Genomic DNA, 18,437 nt, shown 5'->3' on the forward strand with positions numbered 1-18,437 from the left:
CGTCGTCAGAAAAATGGTCACGATCCTCAATGCGAGAATGCGTGACCACTATGCTTTAATACTTGACGGTTAATACCGCTGCTTTTGTTTTGATTGGGTGCGATGGTTACGCCGCTGCGTGCTGGGTCAGAACGCTTTCCTGGATCTTCTTGAAAGCGCGTGCTTCAAGCTGACGGACACGTTCACGGCTGACACCGAAGCGTTCACCAAGTTTTTCCAGCGTGATCGGATCATCGCTCAGGAAACGGGCCTTGATGATTTCCTGTTCACGTTCCGGCAACTCGCCCAAGGCGTTTTTCAGCATGCCGTTGTGAAGGACGCGTTCTTCTGCGTCTGCAACCATGGCTTCCGGGCTCGGTGCTTCAGACGACAGGGTATCGAGATACTCCATCCCCTCGTCTTTTGGCATCGGCGTGTTGAGCGAGAAGTCACGCGCCGCCAGGCGACGGTTCATATCAAGCGCTTCACGACCGGTTACACCAAGTTTCTCGGCAACCTGGTCAGCTTCCTCTGGCGAAAGTTCGCCATTGTCATAAATGTTAAGCTGACGCTTGGCTTTACGCAGGCTGAAGAACAGCTTCTTCTGCGCGGCCATGGTGCCGAGCTTGACCATAGACCAGCTCTGCAGGATGTATTCGGTCACGGCTGCACGGATCCACCACATCGCATAGGTCGAAAGGCGGAAACCACGTTCCGGATCGAACTTCTGCACAGCGCGCATCAGGCCAGTATTGCCCTCTGCAACAAGGTCAGCCATCGGCAGGCCGTAGCCGCGATAGCCAAACGCGATCTTGGCAACGAGGCGCAAGTGGCTGGTGACAAGTTTGTGGGCGGCCTCGGTGTCATCATGGTCCTGATAACGGTGGGCCAGCATGTATTCTTCATCTGCCGTAAGCATGGGGAATTTCCAGACTTCACGGAGATAGCCCGAGAAACCCTCTTCCTGGGGAACGGCTGGTAATTTAATGGCGCTCATTCTATGTCCTCCTGAGAGGTTTACACGTCAGCATCTATACTGGATACGGAGGCCGTCAGAAGCTGGATGACGCGCAAACGCTATCGGTTGTGAAATAATTCACTTGGACGACCGGATTCTGCCTGAAAAGACGTGTTATCCGACCGTATCTCATTCCAAAGTCACCTATGGAAGAGGACAGCAGACGCTAATAAGAAGTTCATTCATCGTGTCTCATCCTTACTCGAAGCAAATCGACAATTTACATGTCCGCCAATTGGCCGGACGTTGATCCGGCGGTGCCTTTGGGCCCCCACCCGCATTTATTAATATATCTAAACCCGACTAAATCCGTCAAGAACTTCCGACATGCGTTTCAGATATATTAATCCGTCTAAATCAGCGTTTTAGCAACTATAGTCGACAAAAACAGTCAGGTAATTAAAACGCTAACAATTAACGCTAGGATCGATATGCGGCGAAACAAAGGCAAATCGTCCAAATTCGCGTTGGCGCGTGTGACATACGGCTTTTTCCAGTCTTATCAGGCCGTATTTCAAGATACGTGGCGGTGCGATATGGCATGCGTGAAAATGCTCCTGTATGGTGGCCGCAAAACGCCAAGCTGAATGGAGTTCATCATGTACACCCTTGCCGCAGACGCGCCCTGTCCGTGTGGGAGCCTGAAAAACTATGGCGCCTGCTGTGGGAAGTATCATTCGGGTGGTGCCAGTGCTGAGTCGGCAGAAAAGCTGATGCGATCACGTTATTGTGCCTTTGTCCTGCGTGATGGGGCTTACCTTCTTTCAACGCTGGCAGAGGAAAATCGTTCCGGCTTTGATGCGGAAAGTATCGCGCAAGACACCACGCATTGGGCTGGTTTGGAAATTATTGAATGCGTCGCTGGTGGCATTCTTGATCAGACCGGTATTGTCGAATTCATCGCCCGGTTTGAGGAAAACGGCAAAAAACATCAGCTTCACGAACGATCCAATTTTGAACGTCGCGACGGCAAGTGGTTTTATGTCGATGGCGTGTTTCCGGGCGAAAAGCATCTGTCAGTGCCGGCCAAAGCCGGTCGGAATGTCCCCTGCCCGTGTGGATCGGGCAAGAAATACAAGAAATGCTGCGGTTAGCGTACAAATTCCAGTGCCCAGCGATGAAATGGCCGGATGAGGCCATCATGGGCTTCTTTATAGGGTAGCCACAACAGTTCGTGGTCCTGATCGACTGGCGGGCCGAGCTTTTCGGTCAATTCACACAGGAAGAAGGTCGCACGTTTCAGGCGGAAGCGATCCTTGGCAGCATTGTTGACATACTGGGACGCAAAGCCGAGCCGTGATAGAATATGCGCCCGATATCCGGATTCCTCGTAAGCTTCGCGATACAGGGCATCGCGTTCGCTTTCACCGTCTTCAACGCCGCCCCCCAAAAGAACAATCCCCTTGGGCGTGCGCGCAACGGCAACGTCGCCATTCTCGCGTTTGATCACGGCATAGACACAGTCCTGAACGTTATAGCTCTGCCCATTCGCGGGGTTCCAAATATCGGACCGGCCAAAAACGGCTCCCATGTTCCACCAAGTGTGATCTTCAATCTTAAATCAGATTTTCTTAAGTATTTATAGCGTCGTAGCTGAAAATCTTTTGATTGGGGTGTTCCCTGTCATGTGTGACTGGAACGACCGAATTCAAAGGACCCGCCCCAAAACAAAACACCCCGAAACAATCAATGTTTCGAGGTGCATTGAATTCTGTCGTATGACGCAGATGCTTAGAACGGGATCTCGTCATCAAGATCCGGGGTACCCGCCGGTGCAGAGCCGCCACCGGAAGAGCCACCATTGCCCCAACCGGCATCAGAACCGCTACCAAAGCCGCCGCCGCTGTCCTGGCCGCCACCATAGCCACCACCAGAGGACGAACCGCCGCCCATGCCGCCACCATCACCGCCGCCGCGGTTGTCGAGCATGGTCAGGTTCGAGTTGAAGCCTTCAAGAACGACTTCGGTGGTGTAGTTATCTTTGCCGTCCTGCCCCTGCCATTTGCGGGTGCGCAGCTGACCTTCGATGTAGAGCTTGCTGCCTTTTTTCACAAAGCGCTCTACCACATCAGCAAGGCCTTCATTGAACACGACAATGCGATGCCATTCGGTGCGCTCACGGCGCTCACCGGACTGACGGTCACGCCACTGTTCGGAGGTTGCGATGCTGAAATTGGCGATCTTTTTGCCAGCCTGGGTAAACCGGATTTCAGGATCGCGGCCAAGGTTCCCGACGAGAATGACTTTATTGACACTGCCAGCCATGGGTTATCTTCCAAAGTTTGTGTTGTCCGCTGCCCCGGTTTGTCGGGGCTTGTGGGTTATCATTGCGCAAAAATGCGCTGCATTAAAGTTTCAAGTGCAATGCGATCCGTTTCATCAAACGAATTGGCTTCGACACTATCGACGTCGAGCACGGCGATCAACTGTCCATCCGCATTAGTCACCGGCACAACGATTTCCGAATTGGTCCGGCTATCGCAGGCGATATGGCCTGTAAACGCATGAACGTCGGCGACCACCTGGGTTTCAAGCGTTGAGGCAGCCGCACCGCAGACACCACGCCCGAACGGAATGCGAAGGCAGCCAAGGGTGCCTTGATACGGCCCGACCACAAGTTCGTTTTCCTTTTGGGGATCAACATTATAGAAGCCTGTCCAGAAGTAATAATCGAACTTTTGCGAAAGGATGCAGCAAACCGTTCCCATCAGGGCGGTCACGTTGGTTTCGCCTTCAGTGATGCTGATCAGTTCTTTTGTCGCTTCTTCATAAAGCGCTTTTTTCTGGTCGGTCTGCACGATGTACTCCTTAACGTTCGCCGATAGGAACTACCCCGTCCGCACGGTTTGAGACAAGGGTAAACTGCCCATGGGGTGAACAAAAACGCCCCTGACAGTCATGATGTCAGAGGCGTTTGATAAATAACTGAGATCTTCGATAGTTGTCAGATGCGCTTGCCGCTATCGATATCAAACAGATGGATTTTCTCGGCCGGAACAGACAGGTTTAATTTCTGACCTTGCGCAAACTGATGCGTTCCCTGCAGGCGAAGGGTGACATTGTCGGCGTTCGCGCCAAAGTCCAGATAGGCCAGTGTTTCTGCACCAAGCGATTCAACCATGCGGACACCGGCATCAATGCGGCCCTGGCCATCACTGTGCATTTGAAGATGTTCCGGGCGGATACCGACTGTGACATCCCGTCCCCCTTCGACATCGTGATCAAGTTCCAGTTTAACACCGTCCCCAACCGTCACATGCTTCTTGTCGGCAGAGACCTTGCCTTTCAGGAAGTTCATGGCTGGCGATCCGATAAAGCCTGCGACGAACTGGCTTGCTGGTCGTTCATAGACCTCAATCGGCGAGCCGATCTGTTCGGCAATCCCGCCATTCATGACAATCAAACGATCAGCAAGCGTCATCGCCTCGACCTGATCGTGGGTGACATAAACCGACGTAATGCCAAGACGTTGCTGCAGGTTCTTGATTTCAAGGCGCATATCAACACGCAGCTTGGCATCCAGGTTTGAAAGCGGTTCGTCAAACAAAAACACCTTTGGCTGACGCACGATTGCGCGGCCCATGGCCACACGTTGGCGTTGGCCACCCGAAAGCTGGCGGGGTTTGCGTTCAAGATGATCTTCAAGCTGAAGAATGCGGGCCGCCTCGCGGACCTTGGTATCGATTTCAGACTTGCTGTAACCCCGATTTTTAAGGCCGTAAGCCATGTTGTCATAGTTGTTCATATGCGGATAAAGCGCATAGTTCTGGAACACCATCGCAATGTCGCGGTCCGCCGGGGCGACCGTGTTAACGACCTTGTCATCGATGCTGATTTCCCCGTCAGAAATGCCTTCCAGACCGGCAATCATGCGCAGCAAGGTCGATTTGCCACAGCCGGACGGTCCGACAAGAACGGTGAACTCGCCATCCTCGATTTTAAGGTCAATCCCGTGAATGGCCTTGAAGCCGTTCGGGTAGGTTTTCTGAGCCTGATTAAGCGTTACAGTTGCCATCTTAGTATCCTGTATGCGGATCAATTATTTTCAATTCAGCGGGTTTGGGAGACGGAATTATTTCTCCGTCTCGACCAGCCCCTTGACGAACATGCGCTGGAAGATCACCACCACCAGAACCGGCGGGATGGTTGCCATGATTGTCAGTGCGAATGCCTTGGGGAACTGAGGAATTTGCCCGCCTTCATAAAGCGAGTTGTAGACCTGCTTGATCCCGATCACGATGGTGTAGAGCTGATCATCTGTCGTCATCAGAAGCGGCCAGAGATACTGGTTCCAGCCCACGACAAACATGATGATGAAGATCGCGGCAATCATGGTGACAGACAGCGGCACGAGAATATCGATGAAGAAGCGCAGCGGCCCTGCCCCGTCCAGTCTGGCAGCCTCAAGAAGCTCATCGGGGACCGAACGGTAAAACTGCCGGAAGAAGAATGTGCCCGTGGCGGACGCGATCAGCGGCAGGATCAGGCCGGTATAGGTGTTGAGCAGCCCGAGATTTGCGACAACCTCATAAGACGGCACGATACGGACTTCGAGTGGCAGCAGCAGTGTCGAGAAAATGATCCAGAACAACGGCACGGCCAGTTTGAAGCGGAAATAGACAATGGCATAAGCCGCCATCATCGAAATAATCACCTTGCCGATCGCAAAGCCAAGGCCAAGCACCATACTGTTAAACAGCATTTCGATTGCGGTGACCCTGCCCTTGGTGGCCTCTGCATCAAACAGGATGGCCCCGTAGTTGGAAAAGAACTCGTTACCCGGCCAGAATTGCAGACCATGCTGGAAAATGTATTCGCGGGTGTGGGTAGAAGACGCAAAGGCAATCCAGACCGGAAGGATCATGAAAAGTGCGCCAAGCACCAGAATGGTGTGATTGGTAAATATACGCCATTTTGACTGATACATGATGACGTTCCCCCTAGTAATGCACTTTGCGTTCGATGAAGCGGAACTGGAACACGGTCAGGACACTGACCATGATCATCAGCAAGACCGACTGCGCGGCACTGCCGCCCATATCCGCACCAAGGAAGCCATCGACATAAACCTTGTAAACAAGGGTCGCGGTTGATCCACCCGGTGCGCCTTTGGTTGAAACGTCAATGATGCCAAAGGTTTCAAAGAAGGCGTATGTCAGATTGATCACCAACAGGAAGAAGGTCGTCGGTGCCAGCAGCGGGAAAGTAATCGTCCAGAAACGGCGTTCCGGGCTTTTGCAATCAAGGGTCGCTGCTTCCTGGACCGATTTCGGAATGCCCTGAAGACCGGACAGGAAGAAGATGAAGTTCACACTGACCTGTTTCCAGACGGCGATCAGAATGACGACGAAGGCTGCGTCATTGGCGTTCTGGATGTGGTTGAACTCAAAGCCGAAGCTGTTGAATGCCTTGTAAAGGTCACCCATCAACGGGTTGAACATCATGTTGCCAAGAAGGCCCGCCACCGGTGGTGCAATCGCATACCCCCACATCAGAAGCGTTTTATAGCTCTTGGCACCCCGGATCACTTCATCGGCGCGCACTGCAAGAAACAGTGAGATCGCGATGGAAAGCAGGGAAACCAGAACCGAGAATACGACAGTGAAGATGGCAGAGCGTGTCCAGGAACTGCTGGAAAGCACATCTTCGAAATTGCGGAACCAGACAAACTGCGAAGACAGGCCAAAGGCATCTTCAAGCAGGAACGACTGATACAGCGCCTGGGCCGCCGGCCACAGGAAGAATATGCAAATAATCAGAATTTGCGGTGCGATGAAAAGATATGGCACCGCGCTGTGTTCAAATTGTACGCGCTTCATTGTGAACGCAACCTCAAGGCAAAATCAGAAAATGCAAAACAGGGCGGCCAAAAGATCGGCCGCCCCGCATTTGCGAAAAGCAGATTAGTTCGAGTAGGTATCGTTGAAGCGATCCAGAAGACCGTTTGCTTCTTCTTCGATGGTCGCAAAGGCTGCATCAACGGTTTCTTCGCCGTTCATGATCTTGTCGACTTCACGATAGATCACTTCACGGATTTGGACGTAGAAGCCAAGACGGTAACCTTTGGTCCACTCGCCGCCTTCCTCTGAAAGCTGGATGATACCAACTTCGGCATCCGGGCTTTCTTTGTAATAGCCGTCCGATTTTGCAAGGTCATATGCTGCGTTGGTGATCGGAACATAGCCGGTTTCTTTGTGCCAGTAGTACTGGGTTTCCGGCTTGGTCAGGAATTTGAAGAATTCAGCAACACCTGCGTCCTGTTCGGCATCATGGCCCGAGAATGCGAAGAGTGCTGCACCACCGATGAAGGTCGATTTCGGTGCGTCGCCAACATTTTCCCAGTACGGAAGGGTCGAGGTGCCGAAATCAAACTGCGCGGATTTACGCAGGCCACCGAACGAACCGGACGAACCGATCCACATTGCAACCTGTTGCTGAACAAATGCGTCCTGGTTTGCGCCCCATGCACGGCCGTAATAGCCATAGTAGCCAGCGTCTTTCCAGTCTTTGACGTGCTGCCAGTGATCTTTCAGAGCATCGTTGTTGTAGAGAATCTCAACATCGGTGCCGTCATAGCCGTTGTTGCCGGTCGCCATCTGAAGGTTGTGACGCGACATGAAGTTCTCAAAGAAGATCCACGGGCTGTGCGACTGTGCAAGTGCTGTGAAACCAGCTTCCTTGAGTTTCGCCGCAGCAGCTTCGAACTCTTCCCAGGTCTTCGGCACATCAACACCAGCTTTGTCGAGGGCTTCCTTGTTGTAATACAGAAGCGGGGTTGAGCTATTGAACGGCATGCCGATCATCTTGCCATCTGAATCGGCATAGAAGTAACGGACACCCGGAATGTAATCATTGATGTCGAAAGTGACATCGTTTTCTTCAAGCAGGTCCTGAACCGGCTTAACAGCGCCTTTGGCGTTGATGATGGTAGCAGCACCGGCATCGAAGATCTGAATGATGTTCGGCTGGTTTTTCGCGCGGAACGCTGCGATACCGGCCGTCATGGTGTCTTCGTAGCCGCCCTTGTTGATGGATACGAGTTTGTATTCATCCTGGCTTGCGTTGAAGTCTTCGGTGATCTGGTTAACGACGTCGCCAAGTGCGCCGTCCATTGCATGCCACCAAGTGATCTCGGTTGCAGCTTGTGCGGTGCTGCCAAGGGCAAACACGGCAGCAGCAGCCATCAGTGTTTTGCGGAACATGATTTTCTATCTCCCAAATAAAAACTTTGCGCGAAAAGACGCTCGTTGAACGGTCTCTCGCAACGCTCTCGTTTTCATCTGAGGGGGACGTTTCCTCAAGTGACAGTTTTCGGAAATTTACTTTTTGATGTGCGTAACTACCGTTTGGACTGTCGATTATTGATATTGTTAGTACATTCGACCCCTTCAAATGTTCGAATGAACATCTCACAAATTGAATGGGCATGAAAGCCTTTCGATCATGCAGAATTCCGGTGTTTGACGACGACCCTCCTGCATGCCCCGGTATTCCTTGTGTTTTCGCATTCCATCGAAATGTTACAGTAAAGTGATTTTTTGAATCGACTGGCTACGATTTTGATTTACGGCTTTGTTGAAACGAATATTGCGTTTGATGTGCCGATTTTCATTTGCGAATTTGGCTTCGAGGGTTCTTGACGAATCTAAAACCCAAACGGCGGGTATCTTAAAATCAACGAGTAACTGTTGGTTTGCACATTGCAGATGTGTAAAGGTTCTGAGAAATCCGGTTTGCGCGCCAGCAAGGTACGTACGCCCCACTTATTTGCTATCCGAAAGCTTTGCCGGGAAGACCAATGACCACATTTGCAATTTTCAACGCCCGGGTTTTCGATGGTAACGATTTTCATACGGATAAGGCTGTTATCGTCCGTGAAGGGATGATTGAGGCCCTACTCCCGGAAACCGAAATCCCTTCTGACATTGATGTTATTGATGCAGGCAATCGGGTGCTCGCCCCCGGGCTGATTGATGTTCAGGTTAATGGCGGCGGCGGCGTGCTTCTGAACGATGCACCAAATGTCGAGGCCATCAAAACAATCGTCGCCGCGCACCGTCGGTTCGGCACAACCGCCATGTTGCCAACTCTGATCACAGATACCCGTGAAAAGATGGCCGCTGCCATTGCTGCTGTTCAACAAGCTCTTGATGAAGGTGTTCCCGGTGTGGTCGGCATCCATCTTGAGGGGCCTTACCTTAATCTCAAGCGGCGCGGCGTGCATCCGGCCGAGCAGATCCGGCCGATGGAAGATGACGCGATTGATTTGCTGTCAGGCCTGCGCAATGGACGGACTTTGGTCACCCTGGCACCGGAAAACGTCGCGCCTGATGCCATCACAAAGCTGGTCTCAAGCGGTGTTCTCGTTTGTGCCGGGCATACGGCTGGTCGTTATGAGGATATCATGGCAGCGATCGACCAAGGTATGCAGGGTTTCACCCATCTGTTTAACGCCATGAGTCCCCTAACCCATCGCGAACCGGGTGTGGTCGGCGCTGCACTGTCTGATGACAACACTTGGTGCGGCCTGATTGCCGATGGCTTTCATGTTCATCCGTCCGTGATCAAGGTTGCCGTGCGTGCCAAAGCCAAGGGCAAAATGATGCTGGTGACGGATGCGATGCCGACGGTTGGTGCGGCTGAAAAGCGCTTTAGGCTGGGAGATGAGGAAATCATCGCTGTTGATGGGCGCTGTGCGCTTGCCGATGGCACATTGGCGGGCTCGGACCTCGATATGATTTCGGCAGTGCGCAATTGCATGGAAATGGCCGAGATCGGGCTTGATGAAACCCTGCGCATGGCGTCGCTTTACCCGGCGGAGTTTCTCGGGCTCGATGATGTTCTTGGCCGATTGGCGCCGGGCTATCAGGCCGATATGATCTTGTTTGATGATCAGTTCAATGTGACGCGAAGCTGGATCAGGGGCGCACAATCGACATAGTTCTTGGGAAACGCGATATTTTCCGAAAGTCTATGATGGAAAGCCTTGACCTGAGAGAGCATTTAGAAGATGCATTGGGCTCTGTAACAGTTTGTATGCAGGATCCTCAGGAGATTTTGCTGTTTATCTGTTTTTACTCTGACCCCCAGGAGGAGTACCCACATGCCTTCCGTTAAACCCGGTGTTGTTACCGGTGCCGCCTACCGCGAACTCGTTGCTGCCTGCAAGCAGGACGGTTACGCCCTTCCCGCCGTCAATATTACCTCATCAAGCACAATGAACGCGGCCCTTGAAGCTGCTGCAAATGCCGGTTCTGATATCATTATTCAGCTGTCGAATGGTGGTGCGCAGTTCTTCGCCGGCAAGGGCATCAAGGATGCTGCAACCGCGCGCGTTTTGGGCGCTGTTTCTGCTGCCCGCCATGCGCAGCTTCTCGCCGAGCATTACGGCGTTGCTGTTGTCATGCATACCGACCACGCGAACCGCAAGTTCGTGCCGTGGGTCGATGAAATGCTGAAATGGAGCGAAAAGGCCTATGCCGAAACCGGCAAGGCGCTTTACAGCTCCCACATGCTTGATCTTTCCGAAGAGTCCGTTGAAGACAACCTGGCAACTTGCGAGACCTTCCTCAAACGGATGGCGGCCATCGAAATGAGCCTTGAGATCGAACTGGGCGTTACCGGCGGTGAAGAAGACGGTATCGGTCAGGAACTTGATACCTCGGTCGAAGAAATCGATCCGCGCCTGTACACTCGCCCGGAAGAAGTTGAAGAAGCCTATCGTCGTCTTTCCCCGCTAGGTCACTTCTCTGTCGCGGCCGCATTTGGTAACGTGCACGGCGTTTACAAGCCGGGCAACGTCAAGCTCCGCCCGGAAATCCTTCTCGAAAGCCAGAAATATGTTGCCGAGAAACATGGTCTTGGTGACCGTCCGCTCGACTTCGTGTTCCATGGTGGTTCCGGTTCGGAAAAAGAGAAAATCGAAGAAGCCGTCAGCTATGGCTGCTTCAAAATGAATATCGATACCGATACCCAGTTCGCCTATGCCCGTCCGGTCGGCGAATATGTCGAAGCCAATGATCGTGCTTTCAAGTATCAGGTCGATCCGGAAACCGATCAGCCTTACAAAAAGCAATACGATCCGCGCGTCTGGATCCGTGAAGCGGAACTTTCGATGGCAGCCCGCCTCGAAGAAGCTTTCAAGGACCTTGGCGCAACCGGTCGCTCGGTTACCAAAGGCTAAGCTAGAAAAATCTGACCTTTCCGGTCACAGGATTTATGAAGCCCGCCGGCCTTGTTCGGCGGGCTTTTTCGTGGCTCCATCGTGCACGGGATTGTTAATTGCCGATCTCCTGACAAATACTGACAGGAACTGTCAGGGGTGCGCTTGCGTATAGCGTTTGGCTCCTCTATACACTTTCCGAACAATTCAGGAACAAAAGGCCCGACATGCTGACGAAAATTTCGGTTCGCGGTGCGAAAGAACACAATCTTCAGAACATTGATGTGGAAATGCCGCGCGATTCCCTTGTGGTGATTACCGGCCTGTCGGGGTCTGGCAAGAGCTCGCTCGCGTTTGACACCATCTATGCCGAAGGCCAGCGCCGCTATGTCGAAAGCCTGTCGGCCTATGCGCGCCAGTTCCTTGAGCTGATGCAAAAGCCCGATGTTGAATATATCGACGGTCTGTCGCCGGCGATTTCCATCGAACAGAAAACGACATCGAAAAATCCGCGTTCCACCGTCGGCACGGTGACCGAGATTTATGACTATATGCGTCTTCTCTGGGCACGTGTTGGTATCCCCTATTCGCCGGCGACCGGCCTTCCGATTGTCAGCCAGACCGTGTCACAGATGGTTGACCGGGTTATGGAAATGGATGAAGGCACGCGCCTTTATCTTCTTGCCCCGATCGTGCGTGGGCGCAAAGGCGAATATAAAAAGGAACTGCGTGAATTGCGTGCGCGCGGTTTCCAGCGTGTCAAAATCGATGGTGAGATGTATGACATCGATGAAGCACCGGAACTTAACAAGAAGCTCAAACACGACATTTCCGTCGTGGTTGACCGCCTGATCGTCAAGGAAGGCATTTCAACCCGATTGGCAGACAGTTTCGAGACCGCGCTTGAGCTCACCGACGGCATCGTTCTGACCGAGGATGCCAAAACCGGCGACACCACCGTGTTTTCGGCAAAGTTCGCCTGCCCGGTTTCCGGCTTTACCATCGAGGAAATCGAGCCGCGTCTGTTTTCGTTCAACAACCCGTTTGGCGCCTGCCCGGCCTGTGATGGCCTGGGCACCCAGATGGAGTTTGATCCGATGCTGGTCGTGCCTGATGAAAGCAAGACGCTTGAGGACGGGGCTGTTGCGCCCTGGGCCAGCACGACATCGAAATATTACCTGCAGACCCTGAAGTCGGTTGCCAAGCATTTCGGGTTCAAGACCAATGTTGCGTGGGAAAAACTGCCTAAGAAGGCGCAGGACATCATCCTTCATGGTTCCGGTGACGAGGAAGTCACGGTGACCTATGACGATGGTTCGCGCAGCTACAAGGTTTCCCGCCCATTCGAAGGCGTCATTCCCAATATGTCGCGTCGCTGGCGCGAAACCGATAGCCAGTGGGCCCGTGATGAGCTGTCAAAATATCAGATGGTGTCGAACTGCCCTACCTGTTCGGGCAAACGCCTGAAGCCGGAAGCACTGGCCGTCAAGGTTGATGGTTGTGACATCTCGCAGGTGACCGACCTTTCGATTGCCAAGGCTGGTGACTGGTTCCTTGCCCTTGAAGGCAAGCTGAACGAGAAAGAAACCGAGATCGCGCGCCGTATCCTGCGCGAAATCAATGATCGCCTGCGCTTCCTGCGCGATGTCGGTTTGGATTATCTTTCAATGTCGCGCACATCCGGCACGCTATCGGGCGGTGAAAGCCAGCGCATCCGTCTGGCATCCCAGATCGGGTCTGGCCTGACAGGCGTTCTCTATGTGCTTGATGAACCGTCGATCGGCCTGCATCAGCGCGACAATGACCGCCTGCTTGAGACCCTCAAACGTCTGCGTGATCTTGGCAACACGGTTCTTGTCGTTGAACATGACGAGGACGCCATTCGTGCCGCCGACTATGTGATTGATATGGGCCCGGGTGCCGGTATTCATGGCGGACGCATTGTTGCCGAAGGCACGCCGGAACAGATCCAGCAGAACCCGGACAGCCTGACGGGCAAATACCTTGTGGGCGTTGAGCAGATTGCGGTTCCAAAGGAACGCCGCAAGGGCAATGGCAAGGCGATCACCATCAAGGGTGCGACGGCCAACAACCTGCAGGGCATTGATGTCGACTTCCCGTTGGGTAAATTCATCTGCGTCACCGGGGTTTCCGGTGGCGGCAAATCAAGCCTTGTGATTGAAACGCTGTATAAGGCGCTGGCCAAGCGAATGCACAATGCACGTCATCATCCGGGTGCACATGACGAGATCAAAGGTGTCGAACTGATCGACAAGATCATTGATATCGACCAAAGCCCGATTGGCCGAACCCCGCGTTCGAACCCAGTGACCTATACCGGCGCCTTTACCCCGATCCGTGAATGGTTCGCGCAATTGCCAGAGGCCAAAACACGCGGTTACAAGCCCGGTCGGTTCTCGTTTAACGTCAAGGGTGGGCGTTGCGAAGCCTGCCAGGGCGATGGCGTGATCAAGATCGAAATGCACTTCCTGCCCGACGTTTATGTCGAATGCGATCAGTGTAAAGGCCATCGCTATAATCGTGAAACGCTGGAAATATCGTTTAAAGGCAAATCGATATCCGATGTCCTTGATATGACAGTCGAAGAAGGTGCGGATTTCTTCAAGGCCGTACCATCGATCCGCGACAAGATGGAAACCCTCAAACAGGTCGGCCTTTCCTATATCCATCTGGGGCAACAGGCGACGACCCTGTCCGGTGGTGAAGCCCAGCGTGTAAAGCTCGCCAAGGAACTGTCAAAACGTGCTACGGGTCGCACCATCTATATCCTTGATGAACCGACGACGGGCCTGCATTTCCATGATATTCGCAAGCTTCTGGAAGTGCTGCACACCCTTGTTGATCAGGGCAATACGGTGGTTGTGATTGAACATAACCTGGATGTCATCAAAACCGCCGACTGGATCATTGATATCGGTCCCGAAGGTGGCGATGGCGGCGGCCATCTGGTTGGCACCGGGACACCAGAAGACATCATGGGCAATAAGCGCAGCTATACCGGACGTTACCTGAAACGCCATTTGGGTCTGGAATAAACCAAAAGGGCAGCTTCGAGCTGCCCTTCTTTGTTTCAGGACTGGTTTCAGCCACGCCTAGCCTGAATGCGTGACCCGGTCCTCGACCCGTTTGACCAGTGCTGTGCTCAGCCGCTCACTAAATCCGGACAGGAAGGCAAAGACCAGAACGATCGAAATCTGTTGACCCGCGGCAGCTGACTGACTTAGCTGGTCAAGGTCGTCAATCTTGTGCAGCTCATCAAGCGGGATCGGTAGCATCCCTGCCCTGAGCGCCAAAAGCACGATGATCGCAAAACAGAACCCCATGCAAGGCCGGAAAAGGAAATTGAAGAACACAGAGGCCGGTTCCATTTCATCCCACGGCACATCCTTGCCAAGCCGCATCATCATGCTGGTCAGCGCACCGATTGCGCCAAAACTGCCCACGACAAACAACAAGTCATAGCTAAACCCAAATACCTTGCCACTGCCCGTACTGATGATGTTATCGACCTGAACAAACAGCAACACGGCAAAAACGAGCACAATTGGCGACAGCGCCAAAGCCAGGGCGGCAATCCGCAGGCTTTTGTTAAACGCCTTTTCGACCGGATTGGCCGGTGGCAGAAGTTTCGGTTTTTCTTTCTGTTCATGTTTCAGGTCATGCAGATATCCCTGCACAAAGCCATCCCGTCCCTGATTAAGCGCGAGAAGCATAATGATGGCATCGGATTGCTTGCGGTCCTGTAGTGCCGCGTTTTCGGCATCGTCCTCCTCGCGCCACCATCTCAGGAAAGCACGAATAACCATCGAAGATCGCCACCCTTGCCGCGTGGCAACCACATATTCGATCATGCCTTCAATATCGGCCGGACCAACCACGCCCTCGCCCAAGCCGCCGAACGGAAAACCAAGCCGACGCTCTTTGGGTTCGGTTTTGTCATCTGCATCTTCGCTTTCAGGCTCTTCACGCACCTCGATGCACTCCACATCAATGACGTGTCTTCGACGCGGCACAAGGCCGATCACCGGACAATGGGTGGGTTCGTAACCATAGGGATGATGCGGGTAACTCATGATGCCATCTTCGCGTTATCGGGACAGAACGGCTCTGGCTTCTAAGACGCGATGGATGTGGTGTTGTGAAAATATTTGTCCTGCCTGGCGCGATGTGAACTTGTTTGCTGATCTTGCAGTGCAATTGACTTGAAATCTGCCCCCTTGCACCGCTATGTGTGTGCCACGTTATCAAAACCCACTCTGGCAAGGAGTTCGCACACGTGAATACGGTCAAACCTGTTCATATTATCGGCGCCGGTCTGGCAGGCAGTGAAGCCGCCTGGCAATTGGCAGAAGCCGGTGTGCCCGTCATTATCCATGAAATGCGCCCGACGCGTCCGACCGATGCGCATCACACGGACAAGTGTGCCGAACTGGTCTGTTCGAACTCGTTCCGTTCTGACGACAAGGAATACAATGCCGTCGGTCTGATCCATGATGAAATGCGCCGTGCCGGATCGATCATCATGCGCTGTGCCGATCAGCATAAGGTACCCGCTGGCGGTGCACTGGCTGTCGACCGCGAAGGTTTTTCCGAAGCCGTCACGAACGCGCTTGAAAACCATCCACTGATTACGATGGAACGCGGCGAAATTGATGGCCTGCCGCCCGAAGAATGGGAACAGACCATCATCGCAACCGGGCCGTTGACTTCTGGCGCGTTGGCGGATGCTATCCGCAAGGCCACTGGCGAGGAAAGCCTTGCCTTCTTTGATGCCATTGCGCCGATTGTGTATAAGGACAGCATCGATTTCGACAAGGCATGGTTCCAGTCGCGCTATGACAAGGGCGATGGTAAGGATTACATCAATTGCCCGATGTATGAAGACGAATATAACCGCTTCATCGACGCCCTGATTGACGGCGAAAAAACCGAATTCAAGGAATGGGAAAAAGACACCCCCTATTTCGATGGGTGCCTTCCGATCGAGGTCATGGCCGAACGCGGCCGGGAAACCTTGCGCCATGGCCCGATGAAGCCGGTTGGCCTGACCAACCCTCACAATCCGACGCAAAAGCCGCGCGCGATCGTTCAGCTGCGTCAGGACAACGCCCTTGGCACGCTTTACAACATGGTCGGGTTCCAGACCAAACTGAAATACGGCGCACAGGTCGACGTTTTCCGCACTATTCCGGGCCTTGAAAACGCTGAATTTGCCCGTCTGGGTGGCATTCACCGCAATACGTTCCTGAATTCGCCACGTCTTCTGGATGGTACGCTGCGCCTGAAATCACGTCCGGACCTGCGCTTTGCTGGTCAGATTACGGGCTGCGAAGGCTATGTTGAAAGTGCGGCCGTTGGTCTTATGGTCGGTCGGTTTACGGCGGCGGAAAAAGCCGGCAAGGAAATCGCGGCCCCGCCGCTTGCAACCGCCATGGGCGCCCTTTTGAACCACATCACTGGTGGCGCGGATGAAAGCACGTTCCAGCCGATGAATGTAAATTTCGGCCTGTTTCCCGATCTTGAACTGACAAAGCGCGTCAAAGGTCGCGATCGCAAGAAACTCTATACCGACCGGGCGATCCCGCTATTCGATGAATGGTTGGGTGCTGTGTCGAATGCTTAAAACAACAAAAGCCGCATCACATCAGATGCGGCTTTTTCTTTGAACATCACGCGCGATCAGTACGGATCGGATTGGCGGGTCAGCTCGCCGGTAACATCGCGAATTTGTTCACCATCGCGGAAACGGCGAAAGACCAGATCAAGGTTGCCCTCTTCATCAAGCGTGCGCTTGTAGACCTGCATCTCATACCCGCCTTCATCATTGATATAGAGCGCATGAATGGTCAGTGTCTTGCCAACGATCCGGGCCCAGAAGAACGGTTCGCCTTTGAGCGGGTCATTGGGAACACGCTTGCCAAACAGGCCCGAACGCATCGCACTGCCATAAATATCGGCCCGTTCCGTTGCATAGAACTCGACATCCAGCGATACGGTTTTTTCACGGCCATCGGGCTTATGGATGACGGTAGACCAGTCAACGACAAAACCGCGTTCGGTCTTTTCAATAACGACATCAAGATCACGCGCCTGAAGCTCGTTCTCGGCATGTTCGATGGTTGTCCCGTGATAAGAGCCTACAAAAGGATCAATGCTGGCCGCACGAGCCGTCGAAAAGGAAATCGCAAACAGGCATAGGCCGGAAAGAAGCACAAGGCCATCAAACCATCGCATCCGTGTCAGTGAGATCGAATTTGCCATGCCGGTCCTCTTCTCAGGTTCGTCCTGTGTTGCGCCCAATTTCAAAGCCTTATCAACGCTATCATGGACAGTTCGATGCTGTCCTGACCTTTGTCCTCACATTAAGAGATATTTTTGTGATTCTTATGTGGCAAGCCACATGCAATCAATATCTCTTGAGCATGCCGTTTAACGTTAAACGCAAGCTGGCCGGGCGTGCCAAACCAAACTCAGCGGAAAACGGATCAAAATCGGCCTTTGCCAGTTTGCGCAGATATCCATCGGCCAGAACGACCGGCAATGCGGCTGCATGGGCCGTTTTTGGCAAGGCACGGCGATGTTTGCGGGCTTCATGGATCCGGTCACGCGCAAGCTTCGCCAAATCGCTGATGAAATCGCGGATTTCCTGCTTGGTACGAAATTCGAACACATCACCCTGGGCAACTTCGTGATGGTCCATCCGGTCCTTTGGCAGATATAGCCGTTTCGAACGCCCGTGGAAAACAATGGCGCGCATGATGCCGACCAACCCATAGGCATTGCCGGCAAGACGTGCGGCATGTTCGGCATCCTCACCCTTTGCCCCGAGAAGTCTTGATGCAAGGACACTCACCTTCCCTGATGTCTGATCGATATAACGATCAAGCTCCTGCTGCGTGGCGGGTTGACGATCTTCCAGATCAAATTCACGGGCGGCCACGATGGCTTCAAGGTCGGCAACATCAAGCTGACCGTTCTTGACTAATTCGGCGAGTGGTTCGACGACTTCGTGTTTGCGCACTTGCCCCTCGCCCAGTTCGGTCAGGGTGTCACGCCACCATTGCAGGCGGATATGGCCCAGCATGACTTCACTAACCATCTCGCGGGTTTTGGAGACTTCCTGATTAAAGGCATAGAGTGTGAACAGGGATTCGCGTTTTTCCGGTGCCGCAAACAGCGCGCACAGGAACCGGTCCCGATCATGGCGCCGGACATAGTCGGCACAATGGGAAAGCTTGGGCGTATCGGTCATCTATC

Annotated in this window: 16 protein-coding genes; 5 read left to right on the plus strand and 11 right to left on the minus strand. The window is 53.3% G+C overall.

The genetic code is table 11. The features are described 5' to 3' along the window. Positions 1–106 precede the first annotated feature (106 nt). Complete coding sequence (rpoH, locus tag ACXAIA_RS05970) at positions 107–976, minus strand: RNA polymerase sigma factor RpoH (protein WP_475346037.1); 870 nt, start codon at positions 974–976, stop codon at positions 107–109. Positions 977–1,596: 620 nt separating this feature from the next. Here rpoH and ACXAIA_RS05975 point away from each other — a divergent pair. Continuing rightward, positions 1,597–2,091, plus strand: a complete 495-nt coding sequence (locus tag ACXAIA_RS05975) for a YchJ family protein (protein WP_475348534.1) — start codon at positions 1,597–1,599, stop codon at positions 2,089–2,091. Here the strand turns inward: ACXAIA_RS05975 and ACXAIA_RS05980 are convergent. From ACXAIA_RS05980 to ACXAIA_RS06010, 7 genes are all read right to left on the minus strand, one after another. Further along, on the minus strand, positions 2,088–2,528 hold the full coding sequence (locus tag ACXAIA_RS05980) for an NUDIX hydrolase (protein WP_475348535.1): 441 nt from the start codon (positions 2,526–2,528) through the stop codon (positions 2,088–2,090). The two genes, ACXAIA_RS05975 and ACXAIA_RS05980, sit on opposite strands and share 4 nt — an antisense overlap. A 200-nt stretch (positions 2,529–2,728) precedes the next feature. Next, positions 2,729–3,262, minus strand: coding sequence for a single-stranded DNA-binding protein (gene ssb, locus ACXAIA_RS05985; protein WP_475348536.1), 534 nt, complete (start codon positions 3,260–3,262; stop codon positions 2,729–2,731). A 59-nt stretch (positions 3,263–3,321) separates the two neighbouring features. Further along, a complete protein-coding gene (locus tag ACXAIA_RS05990; RefSeq protein ID WP_475348537.1) occupies positions 3,322–3,795 on the minus strand; it encodes a GAF domain-containing protein in 474 nt (157 codons plus the stop codon). A gap of 146 nt (positions 3,796–3,941) precedes the next feature. Further along, positions 3,942–5,012: a sn-glycerol-3-phosphate import ATP-binding protein UgpC gene (locus ACXAIA_RS05995; protein ID WP_475348538.1), complete on the minus strand. Its 1,071-nt coding sequence runs from the start codon at positions 5,010–5,012 to the stop codon at positions 3,942–3,944. A 57-nt stretch (positions 5,013–5,069) separates the two neighbouring features. Further along, positions 5,070–5,924 (minus strand): sn-glycerol-3-phosphate ABC transporter permease UgpE, encoded by an 855-nt coding sequence (gene ugpE, locus ACXAIA_RS06000; RefSeq protein ID WP_475346043.1) that lies wholly within the window; start codon positions 5,922–5,924, stop codon positions 5,070–5,072. A gap of 13 nt (positions 5,925–5,937) precedes the next feature. After that, entirely contained in the window at positions 5,938–6,816 is an 879-nt protein-coding gene (locus tag ACXAIA_RS06005; protein ID WP_475348539.1) for an ABC transporter permease subunit, read from the minus strand. 84 nt (positions 6,817–6,900) lie between these two features. Beyond that, positions 6,901–8,199 carry an extracellular solute-binding protein gene (locus ACXAIA_RS06010; RefSeq protein ID WP_475348540.1) on the minus strand — a complete coding sequence of 433 codons (1,299 nt, stop codon included), beginning with the start codon at positions 8,197–8,199 and terminating at the stop codon, positions 6,901–6,903. A 596-nt stretch (positions 8,200–8,795) separates the two neighbouring features. Between ACXAIA_RS06010 and nagA the strand changes: the two genes are divergently transcribed. The 3 genes from nagA (at position 8,796) to uvrA (ending at position 14,215) form a co-directional block, all read left to right on the plus strand. Then, entirely contained in the window at positions 8,796–9,938 is a 1,143-nt protein-coding gene (nagA, locus tag ACXAIA_RS06015) for an N-acetylglucosamine-6-phosphate deacetylase (RefSeq protein WP_475348541.1), read from the plus strand. A 162-nt stretch (positions 9,939–10,100) separates the two neighbouring features. Further along, positions 10,101–11,180 carry a class II fructose-bisphosphate aldolase gene (fbaA, locus tag ACXAIA_RS06020; RefSeq protein ID WP_475346047.1) on the plus strand — a complete coding sequence of 360 codons (1,080 nt, stop codon included), beginning with the start codon at positions 10,101–10,103 and terminating at the stop codon, positions 11,178–11,180. Between the two features lie 206 nt (positions 11,181–11,386). Continuing rightward, on the plus strand, positions 11,387–14,215 hold the full coding sequence (gene uvrA / locus ACXAIA_RS06025; RefSeq protein WP_475348542.1) for an excinuclease ABC subunit UvrA: 2,829 nt from the start codon (positions 11,387–11,389) through the stop codon (positions 14,213–14,215). Positions 14,216–14,272: 57 nt separating this feature from the next. Here uvrA and ACXAIA_RS06030 read toward each other — a convergent pair whose 3' ends face one another. Beyond that, entirely contained in the window at positions 14,273–15,253 is a 981-nt protein-coding gene (locus tag ACXAIA_RS06030; protein WP_475348543.1) for a hypothetical protein, read from the minus strand. A gap of 203 nt (positions 15,254–15,456) precedes the next feature. Between ACXAIA_RS06030 and trmFO the strand changes: the two genes are divergently transcribed. Next, positions 15,457–16,803: a methylenetetrahydrofolate--tRNA-(uracil(54)-C(5))-methyltransferase (FADH(2)-oxidizing) TrmFO gene (trmFO, locus tag ACXAIA_RS06035; protein WP_475348544.1), complete on the plus strand. Its 1,347-nt coding sequence runs from the start codon at positions 15,457–15,459 to the stop codon at positions 16,801–16,803. A gap of 56 nt (positions 16,804–16,859) precedes the next feature. Here the strand turns inward: trmFO and ACXAIA_RS06040 are convergent, their stop codons facing one another. Together ACXAIA_RS06040 and ACXAIA_RS06045 are read right to left on the minus strand one after the other, a co-directional pair. Beyond that, complete coding sequence (locus ACXAIA_RS06040; protein ID WP_475348545.1) at positions 16,860–17,441, minus strand: hypothetical protein; 582 nt, start codon at positions 17,439–17,441, stop codon at positions 16,860–16,862. A 145-nt stretch (positions 17,442–17,586) separates the two neighbouring features. Next, the gene (locus ACXAIA_RS06045) at positions 17,587–18,432 is read right to left on the minus strand and encodes a phytoene/squalene synthase family protein (RefSeq protein WP_475348546.1); all 846 of its coding nucleotides are present in this window, start codon (positions 18,430–18,432) and stop codon (positions 17,587–17,589) included. Positions 18,433–18,437 lie beyond the last annotated feature (5 nt).

The sequence above is a fragment of the Thalassospira sp. ABL2_045 genome (assembly GCF_056161285.1).